Genomic DNA, 742 nt, shown 5'->3' with positions numbered 1-742 from the left:
AGCTCCAGCAGCGGACGACGGTAGATCCCCGAGACGGCGGGCATGCCCGCCAGCGAGCGGGCGCCGGACCCGCGCGCCAGCCCCAGCAGCACGGTCTCGGCCTGGTCATCGAGCGTGTGCCCGAGCAGGACGGCGGTGGCCCGGTGACCGGCCGCGGCGGCGTCGAGCGCGGCGTAGCGCGCGGTCCGCGCGGCGGCCTCCATACCGCCTTCGGTCCCGACCGTGACCGTACGGACCTCGGCGGGCTCCAGCCCGAGCCCGGTCAGGGTCGCGGCAACGCCGGCGGCACGCTCGGCCGACCCGTCCTGCAGACCATGATCGACGGTAACCCCGCCCGCCTGGTGGCCGGATCTGGCCGCCTCGAACGCCAGCGCCCCGGCGAGCGCAAGAGAGTCGGCCCCACCGCTGCACGCGACGAGCACGAGATCGCCCACCTCGACCGTGGCGAGGGCACGCCGGACCGCAAGGCGCACGGCCGCAACCGCCGGATCAGGACCCACGGTCCCCATTGTGGTACGCGAAGCCCCCGACGCGAGCCGCATCCCGCCCCCCGTGCGCACCACGCCTCCCGACCGCCCTGCACAATCGCCACCGACCCGCCGGGCAAAGCCCAATGCGCAACACGGCGAACAACTCCCCGCAGGCCGTTCTTGCGGAGTCGAGCCCCTCCCGCCCGGTCACGCCTCTCCCGCCCGGTCACGCCTCTCCCGCCCGGTCACGCCTCTCCCGCCCGGTCACGCCT

1 protein-coding gene is annotated in these 742 nt (G+C 75.5%); it reads right to left on the bottom strand.

Translation table 11 applies throughout. The annotated features are described in order from the left end of the window. A partial coding sequence (gene tilS / locus ACFFNX_RS44005) for a tRNA lysidine(34) synthetase TilS (protein ID WP_378212205.1) occupies positions 1-509 on the bottom strand: 509 nt, incomplete at its 3' end. Positions 510-742 lie beyond the last annotated feature (233 nt).

Source organism: Actinoallomurus acaciae (genome assembly GCF_042429965.1).
Classification (GTDB): domain Bacteria; phylum Actinomycetota; class Actinomycetes; order Streptosporangiales; family Streptosporangiaceae; genus Actinoallomurus; species Actinoallomurus acaciae.
This window is presented reverse-complemented; position numbering and strand designations above follow the sequence as displayed.